The organism is Serratia sp. PL7, from assembly GCF_945957435.1.
This window is the reverse complement of sequence record NZ_CAMFLB010000001.1, coordinates 2394196-2408975: the sequence shown is the minus strand read 5'-3', so window position 1 is coordinate 2408975 and position 14780 is coordinate 2394196. Positions and strand designations below refer to the sequence as shown.

Sequence of the window (14780 nt, the reverse complement as noted above, 5' to 3'; positions counted from 1 at the left end):
TAAAGATTAATCCCCAATAAGGACATCGGGAATGAAAAAGACACTAGGCCTGTTGGCGCTGTTGTTGTTGAGCGGCTGCGGCGCGGGGGCCGGCCATCAGGCCGGCACCCCGTTGCCGGGGCCGCAGGCCGAGGCGCAGACTGCGATGCCGCTCAGCTATCCGGTGCGGGTGCATAACGCGGTGAGCCGCGAGCTGCGTTTGCCGGAACACGCGCGCGGCCAACGCTGCACCATCAGCATACGGCTGCGCCCGGACGGCAAGCTGGTGAGCAGCAAGATCGTGAGGGGCGATGCGCCCCTGTGTGCGGCGGCCAGCGCGGCGGTGCAGCACGCGCAGTTTCCGCCGATGGCCAACGCCACCGAGTACGCGTTGTTCAACGCCGTGGTGCTCGATTTCGTTCCCTGAAGGGATGTGACCGACGGGCCGCCTGCGCGGCCCGTTTTTTCTCGTTTCGCCGTTTGCGTATTCACGCTTTTCCGCCAATAGTGTTCTCCGGGCATGCACCCAGACAATTTTTCATTGGCCGGCCAACGGGAGCAAAAGACATGAAAGGCGAGCATCATTATCAGGTCTCGGTGACCTGGCAGGGGAATGTAGGCGCAGGCACGGAAGATTATCGCGCTTATGGACGCGATCACAGGATCGGCGCCGTGGGCAAGGCAGATATCGCCGGCTCAGCCGATCCGGCCTTCCGCGGTGACGCGACGCGCTGGAATCCGGAGGATTTGCTGGTGGCATCGCTCAGCGCTTGCCACAAATTATGGTACCTGCATCTGTGCGCCACCTCGGGGATTTCGGTGCTGGCCTATCAGGACGATGCCGTGGGCGTGATGCGCGAAGACGCCGCGCGCGGCGGCTTTTTCACCTCGGTGACGCTGCGGCCGCAGGTCACGGTGCGCGATGGCGACGATCTGCAGCTGGCGCAACAGCTTCACGAGAAGGCGCATCACCTGTGCTTTATCGCCAACTCGGTGAATTTCCCGGTGGCGTGTGAGCCGCATGCCGCGTACGCAACCCGCTGAATTTTCACTTAGCTTTGCCATTTTCGTTATTTTGAACGCCGCAACGGCTCACGGATACTGAGAGAAAATCTCTTACCGCGAGCCGCAGCATGTCCCACGCCCACTATTTGCACCCCGAACAGCGCGAACGAATCAGGCAGCTTTATCGGCGCCGGCATTGGCGGCTGGAGCTGCCCACCTGGGGGATCATGGCGGCGGTGTACGGCGGCTGGTTCGGCGTGGCGTATTCTTGGCAGGCGCTGGGCCCGTGGCTTGGCGCACCGCTGCTGATCCTCCTGACCACCTGGTACCTGTCGTTGCAACACGAGCTGATCCACGGCCACCCGACGCGCTGGCCGCGCGTCAATCAGCTGTTCGGCCTGTTGCCGCTGGCGGTGTGGTATCCCTATGGGCTGTATCGCGATTCGCATCTGCGCCACCACCGCAACGACCACCTGACCGATCCGCACGAAGATCCCGAAAGCTATTACTTCAGCGCCGCGCAGTGGCGGCGTTATCCCCGCCTGTTGCCGCTGTTGGCCGCCGTGCGCAATACGCTGATCGGCCGGGTGCTCCTCGGCCCGGCGCTGGATATTGCCGCGACCCTGGCCGGGGCGGTGAAAGCGCTCGCCGGAGGGGAGTGGCGCGCCTGGGCGAGGTGGTTAGCGCACCTGTCGCTGTTGGCGGTACTGCTGCACTGGTTGCAGATGCAGGGTGTCGGCACGGCGTTTTACCTGTTGGCCATCAGCTATCCGGCGTTGGCGCTGACCAAGGTGAGATCGTTTTTTGAGCATCGCGCCGTGGACGCACCGCAGGCACGTTCTATTATTAATGAGGCGGGCTGGCCGTGGCGGCTGTTGTTTCTCAATTTGAACTACCATTTAGTGCATCACGATCTGCCCGGCCTGCCCTGGTATGGTTTGCGCGAAGTCTATCTGGCGGAGCGTGAGGCGTATCAGCGGCGCAGTCAGGGATTTGTCGCGCAAGGTTACGGCGAGTGGCTGCGCGATTACGCCCTGACGCCGATCGACGTCGGCGTGCATCCGTTGCGCGCCGGTGAACCGCAGGGGGGAGGCGATGCCCTGCCGACGGAAAAATTTATTGCGCGCTGGAAGCGCGTTTCTCAGGATTTTCCAACCTAACTGGCCCATGAGCCGGAAAACGTATAACCAGAGGAAAAGTATGGCAATCACCTTATCACGCGGACGTTCCTTTGCCGTCGCGCTGGCTCTGCTGGCCACCGGCGGCCTGGCGCAGGCGGCCGACTCGGTGCGCGTCGGCTCCAAGATCGATACCGAAGGTTCGCTGCTCGGCAACATCATCGTGCAGGTGCTGGAAGCCAACGGCATCAAGACCACCAACAAGCTGCAGCTCGGCACCACCAAGGTGCTGCGCGGCGCCATCACCTCCGGTGAGATCGACATCTACCCGGAGTACACCGGCAACGGCGCGTTTTTCTTCTCCGATGAGAAAGATCCGGCGTGGAAGAACGCCCAGGCCGGCTTCGAGAAAGTGAAACAGCTCGACTACGACAAAAACAAAATCGTCTGGCTGGACGCGGCGCCGGCCAACAACACCTGGACCATCGCTATTCGCCAGGACGTGGCGGAGGCCAATCATCTGAAAACGCTGTCGGATCTCGGCAAGTGGATCAACGGTGGCGGCAAGTTCAAGCTGGCGGCCTCGGCGGAATTTATCGAACGGCCGGATGCGCTGCCGGCGTTCCAGAGTGCCTACGGTTTCAAACTGAATCAGGATCAGCTGCTGTCCCTGGCCGGCGGTGATACGGCGGTGACCATCAAGGCGGCGGCGGAGCAGACCTCCGGCGTCAACGCGGCGATGGCCTACGGCACCGATGGCCCGGTAGCGGCGCTGGGGTTGCAGACCTTGGCGGACCCGAAAGGCGTACAGCCGATCTACGCGCCGGCGCCGATCGTGCGCGAAGCGGCGCTGAAAGCGCACGCCAATCTACCTGAGCTGCTGAAGCCGGTGTTCGCCTCGCTGGACGGGCCCACGCTGCAAAAACTCAACGCGCAGATCGCCGTGGAAGGCCAGGACGCCAAACAGGTGGCGGCCGCTTACCTGAAAGAGAAAGGGTTTGTTAAGGGATAATGCCGAGGTGCCCCCTCTGCCGTCGGGAGAGGGGGTTAACCGAGGGAGCCGGAGCGTTTCTTTGACTATCGCCGTAAAACATCGCGTCTTGTTGACGCTGTTCATGCTGTTGCTGCTGGCCGCGTTCGGCCTGCCGTTCCTCAGTTATGCCCCCAATCGCCTGTTGTCGGGCAAAAGTCTCTCCTTGTTCTCCCTGCTGCACGGCCCGGCGCTGTGGCTGCTGTTGCCGCTGGCGGCGTTGGCGAGCCTCAGCCTGTTGCCGCCGACGCGGGGGCGGGCGCTGCTGGCGGCGCTGGCCGCCTGCGGGGTGTTGACGCTGGCGTTCTGGATCAGCGGGCAGGCCGCCGAACGCCTGGCGCAGGAGGGGTCGCGCCTGGCGCGCACCTCTTGGGGCAGCGGCTGCTGGCTGACGATGGCGCTGAGCCTGCTGATCGCGGCCGACGCCATGGCGCGCCTCACCGCGTCGCACCTGTGGCGCATGCTGGGCAACGCGCTGGTGCTGGTGCCGCCGGCGCTGCTGCTGTTCGGGCATCAGCTCGATCAGCTGTCGCTGCTGAAGGAGTACCACAATCGTCAGGAGGTGTTTGACGCCGCGCTGTTGCAGCACCTGACCATTCTGCTGGCGACGATGGCCCCGGCGCTGGCGATCGGCGTGCCGCTCGGGGTGCTGTGTTTTCGCTCCGAGCGTTGGCAGCGGCCGATTTTCTCCGCGCTGAACATTATCCAGACCGTGCCTTCCATCGCGCTGTTCGGCCTGCTGATTGCGCCGCTGGCGGGGCTGGCGGCGGCGGTGCCCTGGCTGGCGGAGCACGGCGTCAGCGGCATCGGCATGGCGCCGGCGATCGTGGCGCTGGTGCTGTACGCGCTGTTGCCGTTGGTGCGCAGCGTAGTGGCGGGGCTGCAAAGCGTGCCGGCCGGGGTGATCGAATCCGCCACCGGCATGGGGCTGACGCGCGGACAGATCTTCCTGCGCGTGCAGCTGCCGTTGGCGCTGCCGCTGTTCCTGACCGGCGTGCGCATCCTGGCGGTGCAAACCGTCGGCATGGCGGTGGTGGCGGCGCTGATCGGCGCCGGCGGCTTTGGCGCCATCGTGTTCCAGGGGCTGCTCAGCAGCGCGCTGGATCTGGTTCTGCTGGGGGTGATCCCGGTGGTTATGATGGCGGTCATCGTCGATTCGCTGTTTAAATTTTGGGTTTCAATCCTGGACGTATCGCGCCGATGATTCACTTTGAGCAAGTCAGCAAAATTTTTCAGGGCAAGCCGGCAGTCGACGATCTCACGCTGCACATCGCCGAGGGCGAATTCACCGTGTTGATCGGCACCTCGGGTTCCGGCAAGTCCACGACGTTAAAAATGATCAATCGCCTGATCGAACACGATCGGGGCAAGATCCTCTTTGCCGGCGAAGAGATCCAGTCGTTTAAACCGCAGGATCTGCGGCGGCGCATGGGCTATGCGATCCAATCGATCGGTCTGTTCCCGCACTGGACGGTGGAGGAGAACATCGCCACCGTGCCGCAACTGCTGAAATGGCCGCGTGCGCGCATCCGCGATCGGGTTACCGAGTTGCTGGAGCTGTTGCATCTGGAGCCGGATCTGTTTCGCCATCGCTACCCGCACCAGCTGTCCGGCGGGCAGCAGCAGCGGGTCGGAGTGGCGCGCGCGCTGGCCGCCGATCCCGAGGTGTTGTTGATGGACGAACCGTTCGGCGCGTTGGATCCGGTCACCCGCGCGGCGCTGCAGGCGGAGATCGCCCGTATTCATCAGATCTCGGGCCGCACCATTGTGCTGGTGACGCACGACATTGACGAGGCGCTGGGCCTGGCGGATCGCCTGGTGCTGCTCGATCAGGGGCGGGTGGTGCAACAGGGCACGCCGCTGACGCTGTTGACCGCCCCGGCCAACGATTTCGTGCGCGATTTCTTCGGGCGCAGCGATCGCGGCATCAAGCTGCTGTCGCTGGGTACGGTGGCGGAGCGGGTGCGGCCCGGCGTCGCTGGGGGCGAGCCGATCGCCGCCGCCATGAGCCTACGCGAGGCGCTGTCGGTGTTCGTGGCGCGCGGCAGCGACTGCCTGCCGGTGGTGGATGAACGGGGCGAAGCGTTGGGGGTGTTGCATTTCAACGATCTGATCGCCGGGCAGGCGCTGTCATGAGCGGGCGCATCGGGCGCCTGCTGCGCGATCCGCTGCCCTGGACGCTGGCGCTGCTGTTGGCACTGGTGTTCGACATGGATCATCTGCGCGGCCTGTTCGCCGCCTGGTTCCCTGATTTGGAGCGGCCCATTTATCAGCAGGACAGCTTTATCGCGCTGGTGGGGGCGCACCTGTCGCTGGTGGCGATCTCCAGCCTGATCGCGGTGGTAATCGGCGTGGCGGCGGGCGTCGCTGTGACCCGACGCAGCGGCCGGGAGTTTCGTTCGCTGGTGGAAACGGTAGTGGCGGTGGGGCAGACCTTCCCGCCGGTGGCGGTGCTGGCGGTAGCGGTGCCGGTGATGGGCTTCAGCGAGCAGCCGGCGATCATTGCGTTGGTGCTGTACGGCCTGCTGCCGATCCTGCAGGGCACGCTGGCGGGCATCGAATCGGTACCGCCCGCCACGCGCGAGATCGCCCGCGGCGTGGGGATGAGCGCCTGGCAAATTCTGTGGCGGGTTGAACTGCCGCTGGCGGCGCCGGTGATTGTCGCCGGGATCCGCACGTCGGTGATCATTAACATCGGTACGGCGGCCATCGCTTCCACCGTCGGCACCAAGACGCTCGGCTCGCCGATCATCATCGGCCTGAGCGGGTTTAACACCGCCTATGTGATCCAGGGCGCGGCGGTCGTGGCGTTGTTGGCTATTATCACCGATATGCTGTTCGAACGTTGGGTGCGTTATCTCACCGCCTGGCGCCAGCAGACGCTGGCGACCACTCCGGCGGAGTAAGGGGGAAATGATGCAGGTGTCTCTACCGATGTACGGCGTTGGCCGGGAGCAGGCCGAATCCTTCTGGCAGGTCTTGCGCGGCAAGCTGCTGCGGCTGGGGTTGCCGGCGGCGCCGGAACGGCTTAGCTGGCCGGACGATCTGGCGCAGCATTGGCGGCGCGAGGATCTCTTGCTCAGCCAAACCTGCGGTTATCCGTTGGTCAGCAGCCTGCCGCAGGTGCAGCTGATCGGAACCTATCATTATCGGGTGGAAGGGTGCGACGGGCCAAATTACCGCAGCTGGCTGGTGGTGCGCGCGGGCGACCCCGGCGAACGGCTGGCGGATTTTCGCGGCCGGACGGTGGCGTATAACAGCACCGATTCCCAGTCCGGCTACAACGGCTTGCGCGCGCTGATCGCGCCGCTGGCGCAGGACGGGAAATTCTTCGGTGCGGCTATCGCCTCCGGGGCGCATTACCAGTCGCTGAAGCTGATCCGCAGCGGGCAGGCGGATATCGCCGCCATCGATTCCATCAGCATGGAACTGCTGCGCCGCGCGCAGCCACAGGCGCTGGAGGGGCTGAAAATCATCGGCCGCACGGCGGCGGTGCCCGGTTTGCCGCTGATCACCGCAGCCGGCACGCCGCCGGAACAGGTGGACATCCTGCGCGCCGGCGCCCGAGCGATGCTGGATGAGGCGGTCAGCGACCGCCTGCTGATCGGCGATTTCAGCCTGGTGCCGCGCTCGGCCTACCAGATTATCACCGTGCTGGAGCAGCAGGCCGCCGCACAGGGCGTGACGGCGCTCTAGCCGCCGTTACAGCAGGCCGCCGCCGTCGATGTCGATCACGCTGCCGGTGACGAAACCGTTCTCCATCGCCAGCAGGTAACCCGCCGCGACGTCGGCCGCCTGGCCGATCCGGCCGACCGGCAGGCTGCCGCTTACGCGCTCGAACAGCGCCTGACGCTGCGCGGCGCTCATGCCGTCGTAGGCTTCGGTGGCGGTGATGCCGGGGCTGACCACGTTCACCCGCCGCGGCGCCAGCTCCTTCGCCAACTGTTTGCCGACCGCTTCCAGCGCGGCGTTGATGCCGGTTTTGATCAACTGACCGCCAAGGTATTTACGCGACAGTTGGCCGGAGGTCAGGGTGATCGAGCCCTGCGGCGCCAGCGTCGGCAGCGCCGCCTGCACCGCGCGCAAGCTGCCCCAGAATTTGACGTTGAAGTCGGCCTGCGCCTGCTCAAAGGCAGTCTCCGCCAGCGGTTTCGCGTCCACCAACGGCCCGGCGGTGATCACCAGATGGTCGAAAGCGCCGACGGCGGCAAACAGCGCATGCAGTGATGCTTCATCGGTCAGGTCGGCCTGCATCAGATGCAGCGCGTCGTTTTTCTCCCCGGCGTGGGGAAGGCGACGTGAAGCCAGCACCACTTCAGCGCCGCGCGCCGCCGCCGCGTAGGCCACCGCGGCGCCAATGCCGCTGGTGCCGCCCAGGATCACCAGCTTTTGTCGTTTCAGGGGGGAGTCGGGAATCGTCATGTTAAGGCCTCTTTTTAGGTAAGTTTCAACGGGATCTATCTTTCCTGATTGAAAATGAGGAAAAAAGCCCGCCTAATAGCAAACACTTGTAAATTAATATTAATAATTGATTGGGCTAAAAAGAGGGGAAATACATGACCTCATTTGTCGATCTCGAGGTGTTTGTCCGCACGGTGGATGGCGGCAGTTTTTCCGCCGCGGCGCGCGCGCTGGACATGACGCCGGCGGCGGCCAGCATCGCGGTGAAAAGGCTGGAGCAGCAGCTGGGCGCGCGGCTGCTGGTGCGTTCCACCCGCAGCCTGAGGTTGACGGAGGAGGGCGCCCGCTATCTCGACAGCGCGCGCCTGGCGCTGGGCGCGTTGGCCGAAGGAGAGCAGGCGATCCGCGAGAAGCATCAGGGGCTGTCCGGGGTACTGCAGATTTCCGCGCCGTCGGATTTTGGCCGCAATTTGCTGCTCTGCTGGCTGGATGAGTTCCGCCTGCAGCACCCGCATATTCAGCTGCAGCTCCTGATCAACGATCGGCAGGCCGATCTGTTTCGCGAACCGGTGGATGTGGCGCTCCGTTTCGGGCCGTTGGCCGACTCTTCGCTGGTGGCGCTGCCCATTTTGCCGCAGCACCGGCGGCTGATCTGCGCCAGCCCCGATTACCTGCGGCGGCATGGCGCGCCGCAAACGCCGGCCGATCTGGTTCGGCACAGCATTCTGGTGTATCAGCCCAGCGGCAAACGACAGGTGGAATGGCGGCTATGGCGCGGTGAGGAACTGATCGAAGTGCCGTTGAACGGCAGCTATTTTACCGATGATGGCGAGGTGGCGCGGCGCTGGGCGCTGGCTGGCCACGGGGTGGTGCGCAAGTCGGCGATCGACGTGGTGGCCGACATTCGCGCCGGGCGGCTGGTGCAGCTGTTGCCGGAATGGCGCAGCGACGCGGTGCCGATCAATCTGGTCTGCCCGCATCGCTCGCAGGTGTCGGAACGCGTCAGGCAGCTGCAGCGCTTTTTACAGCAGCGCTGTCAGCGTTGGATGGACGATCACTTGGCCTGAAGGGTTTCGGTTTGCGCCGGCGTGGCGGCGGTATCCCCGGCAGGCGCGCTTTCTTCATGCGGGGTGGTGGAACGGGTGTAGATGTTCAGCCCGGCGAGGAATACGCCGCCCAGAGAACCGAAGGCGCACAGGGCGATGACGATGAGGAACGCTTTTTTCAGCATAGGAATAATTTCGCAGGTTGCTTGGAACAGCGGGAATTATAGCCCCTTCGCCGGGTGAAACAAGAATCGTTTTTAACGGCGGCCCGCAGACCGCCCTTTGTGATCACCGCCGTTCGCAGTCGATGGCCTGTACGTTGGCCGGGCGGGCGAACAGGTATTTTCCCAGCGTCACCAGCACCACCGCCGCCACGATGATCACCAGCGCCAGCCACTCGCGCGGCGCCAGCGATTCACCGGCGAAACCGATGCCGAGCAGCACCGCCACCACCGGGTTGACGTAGGCATAGCTGGTGGCGACCGCCGGGCGCACATTCTTCAACAAGAACATATAGGCGCTGATCGCCAGCATCGAGCCGAAGACAATCAAGTACCCGAGCGCCAGAAAGCCGCCGGTGCTCGGCATCTGAGCCAGGTGCTCGCCGCTCAGCCGGCTGGCGACCAATAACACCACGCCGGCGACCAGCATCTCCGCCGCGCCGGCCATCGGCCCGGCCGGCAGCGAGATGCGCGATCCCAATACCGAGCCAAAGGCCCAACTGGCCGACGCCAGCAAGATCAACAGCGCGCCGGTCGGGTTGCCCACCAGGTTGTTGCCGGTGTTGAGCAGCACGATGCCCACTAACCCGAGCGCAATACCGGCCCATTCCAGTTTGGTGTTGCGCATGCCCCACAGCAGGCTGAAGCAGAGGGTGAACAGCGGCACCGTCGCCACCATCACCGCGGCGATGCCGGACGGCACATGTTGGTGTTCCGCCACCGTCACCAGGCCGTTGCCTACCGCCAGCAACAGAATGCCAATGGCGCCGGCGGCCAGCCACTGCTTCGGCGTCGGCAGCGCGTGGCCGCGCCAGGCCAGGAAACTGAACAGCACGATGCCGGCAATCAGAAAGCGAATCCCGGCCATCATCAGCGGCGGCCACTGCGCGACGCCGAGGCGAATGACGAAATAGGTGGAACCCCAAACGATATATAACGTGAACAACGCCCCGATCAACGGCAGGACGCTACGGCTTTGTTGGCTAAGCATAGGGATGTGTTTTTGCAGGGATGATTATTATTAGAACGCTCAGTAAACCCGATTGGGCAACCGATAAGCAATGGCTTTCGGCATTATTTTTCCCGACTGCCGCAAGCCGTTCAGCTGTTCCGCCGCTTCCACTGCAGCCAACTGACGGCCGGCAGGTAAATCGACCAGCCGACGGCCAGCAACAGCAGCATGAACTCCGGCGGCACGCCGGGCAGTAACACGCCCAGCTTCCAGGAGACGGCGTAGGCGAAAGGACCGACGGCGGCGCCCAGCACCGCCAGCGGCCAGGGCGCCGCTCTGACCACGTCCAGCAGCCAATACCACCAGCAGCCGAAGCCGATCCACAGCGCGAGGGTCCAGAGCGGCAGGCCGTGTTGCCCGCTGTAGTGCAGCACGCCGCTGTAGCTCCATAGCCCATCCATGCCGATACCGCCCAGGGCAGCCAGAGCCGCGCCCTTACGGCGGGTGGCAGGGGTAAAGATCAGCGCCAGCGCCGCGCCGGCCAGCAGTAGGCCGTTGAGCCGATCGCGAGTCAGCAGCGCCAGCAGCCAGCAAACGCCCAGTCCCAGCGTCGCCAGCCAGAATCCGGCATGCGGCTTCTTCATCGTTCAACTCCCGTGGGGTTACTCTGCCGCTGCGCGCTTAGCGCCGACGGATTTGCCAAGCGGGCGCGAGGCCCGCTGTTTGCCTGAATGTTCGTTAATTCAACCTTAGAAGGGAAGGTGTGGGGTGCACAAGCAGAATAATCTGTACCGGTTGAAAACGTGGGCAAAAACCGGTGTTACAGGAGCGAAATCCGGTAGGCGCAGCGGCGCGAGCCGGCCAGAATGTGTTCGGCGCGCTCCACCTGCGCCTGCAGCACTTCGGTGAAGATACTCAGCTCCGCCCGGCAGAAGCCCTGGCAGACGGTGGCAGCGGCGCAGATCGGGCAGTGGTTTTCCACCAGCAGATAGGCACCGTCCTCCTCCTGGCGCCATTCGGCCATATACCCTTCGCGACAGCGGATCTCGGTCAGGCGCGCCACGCGCTCCTGCAGATCGGCGGCGCCAATCATCGCCTGCTTGTAGTTGATGCGGTTTTCCTGCTCGCGGGTTTCGATCAGCACGTCGAGCGCCTGTTCGCCCAGCTTGTCGCGCACGGTGCGCAGCAGCTGAACCGTCAGGTCCGCATGGGTATCGGGAAAGCGCGCATTGCCGGCCGAGGTCAAATGCCACAGCTGTACCGGGCGGCCTACGCCGCGCGTTTCCGCCACCGCTTCGACCAGCCCCTCTTTCGCCAGCTTGACGAACTGCTGGCGGGCCGCCTCACCGGTGGTGCCGAGCACCTTTCCTGCGTCAGAAGCTTGCTGCGGGCCGCGGGTTTTCAATAGCGTCAGCAAGCGGTCACTGACCGATTGTGCGGTCTTTCCGCTATTTTCCAAGTTTATTCTTGACATATTTCTCCGCCTCGCCCTAACTTATTCCAAGATAACTCTTGTTAAATTTAACGCAATCTTATGATCAACTCAATGCCATTCCTCTGAAAACAGGACGACAACCGTGATAACCCATGACGATAGCCGCTGGAGCGACCTTTTCTCTGGCAAAAATGCGGCCAGTGCGATCGCGCTCTCGCTCGGCGTGGCGCTGCATGCCATCAATATTCTGGTCGCCACCACCATCTTGCCCTCGGTGGTGCAGGATATCGGCGGGCTGGATCTCTATGCCTGGAACACCACGCTGTTCGTGGTGGCGTCTATCCTCGGCTCCGCGCTGTCGGCCCGCTTGCTCAGCGGCTACGGTGCGCGCAGCGCCTATCTGGTGGCTTCGCTGTTCTTCATCGCCGGGGCGGCGCTGTGCGCGCTGGCGCCGAGCATGCCGGTGATGCTGATCGGCCGCACGGTGCAGGGCTTTGGTGGCGGGCTGATCTTTGCGCTCTCCTACGCGATGATCAATCTGGTATTCGAGCAGCGGCTGTGGCCGCGCGCCATGGCGCTCATCTCGGCGATGTGGGGCATCGCCACCCTGGTGGGGCCGGCGGTAGGCGGTATTTTCGCCGAACTGAACGCCTGGCGCTGGGCCTTCGGCATTCTGCTGCCGATCATGGCGCTGTACGCCGCGTTTACCTTCCTGATCCTGCCCAAGGGCAAAGCGCAGCAGGCGGCCGCACCGTTGCCGACCGCACAGCTGCTGTTGCTGACCGTGGCGGTGCTGGTGGTGTCCGCCGGCAGCCTGGCGCACAGTGCCTGGATCAACCTGGCGGGCATCGCGCTCTCGCTGGTGCTGATGGCCTGGTTGCTGAAGCGCGAAGCGCACTCGCGCGCCCGCCTGTTGCCGCACGGCGCACTGCGGCGCGGCTCATCGCTGGCGGCGTTGTACATCACGACCGCGTTGCTGGTGATCGGCATGACCAGCGAAATCTTCGTGCCTTATTTCCTGCAGCTGCTGCACGGCCAGTCGCCGCTGATCTCCGGCTATATCGCCGCCGCTATGGCCGCCGGTTGGACGTTGTCCGAGATCCTCAGCTCCGGCTGGCGCGGAGCGGGCATTCGCCGGGCGATCGTCAGCGGGCCGCTGTTCGTGCTGGTGGGCTTGCTGGCGCTGGCGATCCTGATGCCGATGCCGTCCGGCGGCCACTGGCAGGCGTTGGCGCCGATCGTCATTGCGCTGTTGCTGGTGGGATTCGGCATCGGCTTCGGTTGGCCGCACCTGCTGACGCGCATTTTGCAGGTGGCGCCTGAAGCGGACAAAGATATCGCCGGCGCTTCAATTACCACGGTGCAGCTGTTCGCCACCGCATTCGGTGCGGCGCTGGCCGGGATGATCGCCAACCTGGCGGGGCTGAACGATCCGGGTGGCGCGACGGGCGCGGCATCGGCGGCGCGTTGGCTGTTCCTGGCGTTCGCGCTGGCGCCGCTGCTGGCGGTATTCAGCGCCTGGCGCTGCGCGGCGATCGCGCCGCCGGGGGCCGAGACGGGCAATTTTGTACAAAACCCGCCCTCGCGCGAGTGCTAGAATGCCTCTCATTCAGCGGAGGTAGGCAAGATGAAGGCGGAAGGCATAGCGCGCAAAGCATCCCGGGAGCAGGCTCATTTTATGCACGTCGACGATCTTGGCGGGCTGGAAGTGCTGCAGGCCACCTACCGCCGCCAAACCTTCTCGCGCCACAGCCATGAAGGCTTCTGCGTGGGCGTCATCGACGATGGCGCCCAGCGCTTCTACCGCACCGGCGGCGAACACGTGGCGCCGCTGGGCAGCATCATTCTGGTCAACGCCGACGATATTCATACTGGCAGTTCCGCCACCGAAGAGGGCTGGTCGTATCAGGCGATGTACCCGGCGCCGGAGCTACTGGCCTTTTTATCGCGCGATCTGAAAACCGGCGCCGGCGCGACGCCTTATTTTCCCAACCCGGTGGTGCACGACGTCGGCCTGGCTGGCCAGTTGCGCATGGCGTTCAGCCTGCTGCGCAGCGATGAGAACCGGCTGATGAAGGAGACCATGGTGTTCTCGGCGCTGACCTGGCTGATGCTGCGGCACGGCAAAAGCCGTATCGATCCTGCGCCGCAGAGCCGGGCGCAAAGCCAAGTGGCGCGGGTGAAAGCCTTTCTCGACGATTTCCCCGAGGCGGACATTTCGCTGCTGGAGCTGGCGGAGCGCGTGGCGCTCAGTCCTTATTACCTGCTGCGGCAGTTTCAGCAGGCCACCGGCCTGCCGCCGCACGCCTATCAAATTCAGGCGCGGCTGCGCAAGGCGCGCGGCATGCTGAAGGCCGGCAACAGCGTGCTGGACAGTGCGTTGAGCTGCGGCTTTCACGATCAAAGCCATTTCCACCGCCATTTTCGCAAGTCGATGGGCGTCACGCCGGGCGACTACGTCAAATCGCTGAAATAGCCGGGCAATCGGGTGCAATACCCGTGTACGCCTGCGCCGTAAGCTGGCTTCTTCAACTCAAGGAGAAGCCCATGACTGATTCAATCCCCCTCATCACGCCGCCCTCCGCCCGCCTGCGCCCCGCGCTGCAGGGCGGGGTGGCTATCTTGCCGCTGTGCCTGGCGGTGGTGCCGTGGGGAGTACTGGCGGGCTCGATGGCCCTGCAAAGCGGCCTGACGCCGGCGCAGGGGCTGGGCATGTCGGCCATCGTGTTCGCCGGGGCGTCGCAGCTGGTGGCGATGGGCATGATCAAGGGCAGCGCCGGGCTGCTGGCGATCTTGCTGTCGACCTTTTTCGTCACCGCCCAGCATTTTCTTTACGCGCTGCGGCTGCGGGAGCGTATCGCGCCGCTGCCGTTGCGCTGGCGGCTGGCGCTGGGATTCTTGCTCACCGATGAACTGTTCGCGCTGACCGGCGAACAGACGCCGGCGCGTTTCAACCGCTGGTATGCGCTGGGCGCCGGGCTGACCTTTTACCTGTGCTGGTTTCTCTCCACGCTGCTTGGCATCGTGGCCGCCGGCAGCGCCGGCGATCTGGACGGTTACGGGTTGGATTTCTCCATCGCCGCCACCTTTATCGCCATCGTGGTGCCGCTGGTGCGCAGCCTGCCGGTGTTGGCCTGCGTGCTGACCGCGCTGCTGCTTTCCATCGTGTTGCACCATTTCCAGACGCCGGGCGCATTGGTGATCGCCACCGTGGCGGCGATGCTGGTCGGGCTGCTGTGCAGCGGGGGGCGCCGATGATCTGGCTGACGATCGTTTTGATGGGGCTGGTGGTGTTTTTCAACCGCTACTGTTTTCTGGCGCCCGGGTTGCCGCTGCGTCTGTCGCCGCGCGTTAAAACCCTGCTGAGCTTTTCCGTGCCGGCGGTGCTGACGGCGATCTGCGGGCCGATTGTCGCCTTCAGCGGCGACCAGCTGCGTGCCGCGCCGGATAACCCTTACCTGTGGGGGGCGGTGTTTGCGGTGATACTGGCGTTCTTTCTACGCAATATGCTGGCGGTGGTGTTGCTGAGCATGCTGATTTTCATCGCGCTGCGCGGCATTTTTTAAAATTCGCTTGCCATATCTCTAATCTGA

Annotated in this window: 18 protein-coding genes; 13 read left to right on the top strand and 5 right to left on the bottom strand. The window is 64.3% G+C overall.

Annotated features, from left to right (window positions below; genetic code table 11):
* The first annotated feature begins 31 nt into the window (after nt 1-31).
* From N6G83_RS11655 to N6G83_RS11620, 8 genes are all read left to right on the top strand, one after another.
* On the top strand, nt 32-406 hold the full coding sequence (locus tag N6G83_RS11655) for a cell envelope integrity protein TolA (protein ID WP_142590639.1): 375 nt from the start codon (nt 32-34) through the stop codon (nt 404-406).
* A gap of 140 nt (nt 407-546) precedes the next feature.
* The gene (locus N6G83_RS11650; RefSeq protein WP_043136993.1) at nt 547-1023 is read left to right on the top strand and encodes an OsmC family protein; all 477 of its coding nucleotides are present in this window, start codon (nt 547-549) and stop codon (nt 1021-1023) included.
* Nucleotides 1024-1112: 89 nt separating this feature from the next.
* Entirely contained in the window at nt 1113-2144 is a 1032-nt protein-coding gene (locus N6G83_RS11645) for a fatty acid desaturase (protein ID WP_260515365.1), read from the top strand.
* 40 nt (nt 2145-2184) lie between these two features.
* Nucleotides 2185-3114, top strand: a complete 930-nt coding sequence (locus N6G83_RS11640; protein WP_025302041.1) for an ABC transporter substrate-binding protein — start codon at nt 2185-2187, stop codon at nt 3112-3114.
* A 61-nt stretch (nt 3115-3175) separates the two neighbouring features.
* Nucleotides 3176-4336, top strand: a complete 1161-nt coding sequence (locus N6G83_RS11635) for an ABC transporter permease (protein WP_099816760.1) — start codon at nt 3176-3178, stop codon at nt 4334-4336.
* Entirely contained in the window at nt 4333-5268 is a 936-nt protein-coding gene (locus N6G83_RS11630) for an ABC transporter ATP-binding protein (RefSeq protein WP_260515362.1), read from the top strand. Before N6G83_RS11635 ends, N6G83_RS11630 begins: the two co-directional genes overlap by 4 nt.
* On the top strand, nt 5265-6038 hold the full coding sequence (locus N6G83_RS11625) for an ABC transporter permease (protein ID WP_260515361.1): 774 nt from the start codon (nt 5265-5267) through the stop codon (nt 6036-6038). The genes N6G83_RS11630 and N6G83_RS11625 overlap by 4 nt, the downstream gene beginning before the upstream one ends.
* 28 nt (nt 6039-6066) lie before the next feature.
* Complete coding sequence (locus N6G83_RS11620; RefSeq protein ID WP_080433008.1) at nt 6067-6828, top strand: phosphate/phosphite/phosphonate ABC transporter substrate-binding protein; 762 nt, start codon at nt 6067-6069, stop codon at nt 6826-6828.
* Between the two features lie 6 nt (nt 6829-6834).
* Here N6G83_RS11620 and N6G83_RS11615 read toward each other — a convergent pair whose 3' ends face one another.
* Nucleotides 6835-7554, bottom strand: coding sequence for an SDR family oxidoreductase (locus N6G83_RS11615; protein ID WP_025302046.1), 720 nt, complete (start codon nt 7552-7554; stop codon nt 6835-6837).
* 134 nt (nt 7555-7688) lie between these two features.
* On the opposite strand from N6G83_RS11615, the gene N6G83_RS11610 reads away from it, so the two are divergent.
* Nucleotides 7689-8600, top strand: coding sequence for a LysR family transcriptional regulator (locus tag N6G83_RS11610; RefSeq protein WP_025302047.1), 912 nt, complete (start codon nt 7689-7691; stop codon nt 8598-8600).
* Here the strand turns inward: N6G83_RS11610 and N6G83_RS11605 are convergent.
* The 4 genes from N6G83_RS11605 to N6G83_RS11590 form a co-directional block, all read right to left on the bottom strand.
* Nucleotides 8588-8764 carry a hypothetical protein gene (locus N6G83_RS11605; RefSeq protein WP_162837922.1) on the bottom strand — a complete coding sequence of 59 codons (177 nt, stop codon included), beginning with the start codon at nt 8762-8764 and terminating at the stop codon, nt 8588-8590. The two genes, N6G83_RS11610 and N6G83_RS11605, sit on opposite strands and share 13 nt — an antisense overlap.
* 103 nt (nt 8765-8867) lie before the next feature.
* On the bottom strand, nt 8868-9791 hold the full coding sequence (yedA, locus tag N6G83_RS11600) for a drug/metabolite exporter YedA (RefSeq protein ID WP_025302048.1): 924 nt from the start codon (nt 9789-9791) through the stop codon (nt 8868-8870).
* Between the two features lie 110 nt (nt 9792-9901).
* Complete coding sequence (locus tag N6G83_RS11595; RefSeq protein WP_025302049.1) at nt 9902-10396, bottom strand: DUF2878 domain-containing protein; 495 nt, start codon at nt 10394-10396, stop codon at nt 9902-9904.
* 176 nt (nt 10397-10572) lie between these two features.
* Entirely contained in the window at nt 10573-11226 is a 654-nt protein-coding gene (locus N6G83_RS11590) for a helix-turn-helix transcriptional regulator (protein ID WP_025302050.1), read from the bottom strand.
* A 103-nt stretch (nt 11227-11329) separates the two neighbouring features.
* Between N6G83_RS11590 and N6G83_RS11585 the strand changes: the two genes are divergently transcribed.
* The 4 genes from N6G83_RS11585 to N6G83_RS11570 all read left to right on the top strand — a co-directional run bounded on the left by N6G83_RS11585 (nt 11330) and on the right by N6G83_RS11570 (nt 14753).
* Nucleotides 11330-12784, top strand: a complete 1455-nt coding sequence (locus tag N6G83_RS11585) for an MFS transporter (protein WP_025302051.1) — start codon at nt 11330-11332, stop codon at nt 12782-12784.
* A gap of 30 nt (nt 12785-12814) precedes the next feature.
* Entirely contained in the window at nt 12815-13663 is an 849-nt protein-coding gene (locus tag N6G83_RS11580) for a helix-turn-helix transcriptional regulator (protein WP_151429128.1), read from the top strand.
* A gap of 71 nt (nt 13664-13734) precedes the next feature.
* Nucleotides 13735-14445: an AzlC family ABC transporter permease gene (locus N6G83_RS11575; RefSeq protein ID WP_043137025.1), complete on the top strand. Its 711-nt coding sequence runs from the start codon at nt 13735-13737 to the stop codon at nt 14443-14445.
* The gene (locus tag N6G83_RS11570) at nt 14442-14753 is read left to right on the top strand and encodes an AzlD domain-containing protein (RefSeq protein ID WP_043137027.1); all 312 of its coding nucleotides are present in this window, start codon (nt 14442-14444) and stop codon (nt 14751-14753) included. Before N6G83_RS11575 ends, N6G83_RS11570 begins: the two co-directional genes overlap by 4 nt.
* Nucleotides 14754-14780: the final 27 nt, after the last annotated feature.

What these genes read in the sequence shown, in the direction of transcription:
- N6G83_RS11655 (WP_142590639.1), top strand. Translation starts at nt 32, where the DNA reads ATGAAAAAGACACTAGGCCTGTTGGCGCTGTTGTTGTTGAGCGGCTGC.
- N6G83_RS11650 (WP_043136993.1), top strand. Translation starts at nt 547, where the DNA reads ATGAAAGGCGAGCATCATTATCAGGTCTCGGTGACCTGGCAGGGGAAT.
- N6G83_RS11645 (WP_260515365.1), top strand. Translation starts at nt 1,113, where the DNA reads ATGTCCCACGCCCACTATTTGCACCCCGAACAGCGCGAACGAATCAGG.
- N6G83_RS11640 (WP_025302041.1), top strand. Translation starts at nt 2,185, where the DNA reads ATGGCAATCACCTTATCACGCGGACGTTCCTTTGCCGTCGCGCTGGCT.
- N6G83_RS11630 (WP_260515362.1), top strand. Translation starts at nt 4,333, where the DNA reads ATGATTCACTTTGAGCAAGTCAGCAAAATTTTTCAGGGCAAGCCGGCA.
- N6G83_RS11625 (WP_260515361.1), top strand. Translation starts at nt 5,265, where the DNA reads ATGAGCGGGCGCATCGGGCGCCTGCTGCGCGATCCGCTGCCCTGGACG.
- N6G83_RS11620 (WP_080433008.1), top strand. Translation starts at nt 6,067, where the DNA reads ATGTACGGCGTTGGCCGGGAGCAGGCCGAATCCTTCTGGCAGGTCTTG.
- N6G83_RS11615 (WP_025302046.1), bottom strand. Translation starts at nt 7,554, where the DNA reads ATGACGATTCCCGACTCCCCCCTGAAACGACAAAAGCTGGTGATCCTG.
- N6G83_RS11610 (WP_025302047.1), top strand. Translation starts at nt 7,689, where the DNA reads ATGACCTCATTTGTCGATCTCGAGGTGTTTGTCCGCACGGTGGATGGC.
- N6G83_RS11605 (WP_162837922.1), bottom strand. Translation starts at nt 8,764, where the DNA reads ATGCTGAAAAAAGCGTTCCTCATCGTCATCGCCCTGTGCGCCTTCGGT.
- yedA (WP_025302048.1), bottom strand. Translation starts at nt 9,791, where the DNA reads ATGCTTAGCCAACAAAGCCGTAGCGTCCTGCCGTTGATCGGGGCGTTG.
- N6G83_RS11595 (WP_025302049.1), bottom strand. Translation starts at nt 10,396, where the DNA reads ATGAAGAAGCCGCATGCCGGATTCTGGCTGGCGACGCTGGGACTGGGC.
- N6G83_RS11590 (WP_025302050.1), bottom strand. Translation starts at nt 11,226, where the DNA reads ATGTCAAGAATAAACTTGGAAAATAGCGGAAAGACCGCACAATCGGTC.
- N6G83_RS11580 (WP_151429128.1), top strand. Translation starts at nt 12,815, where the DNA reads ATGAAGGCGGAAGGCATAGCGCGCAAAGCATCCCGGGAGCAGGCTCAT.
- N6G83_RS11575 (WP_043137025.1), top strand. Translation starts at nt 13,735, where the DNA reads ATGACTGATTCAATCCCCCTCATCACGCCGCCCTCCGCCCGCCTGCGC.
- N6G83_RS11570 (WP_043137027.1), top strand. Translation starts at nt 14,442, where the DNA reads ATGATCTGGCTGACGATCGTTTTGATGGGGCTGGTGGTGTTTTTCAAC.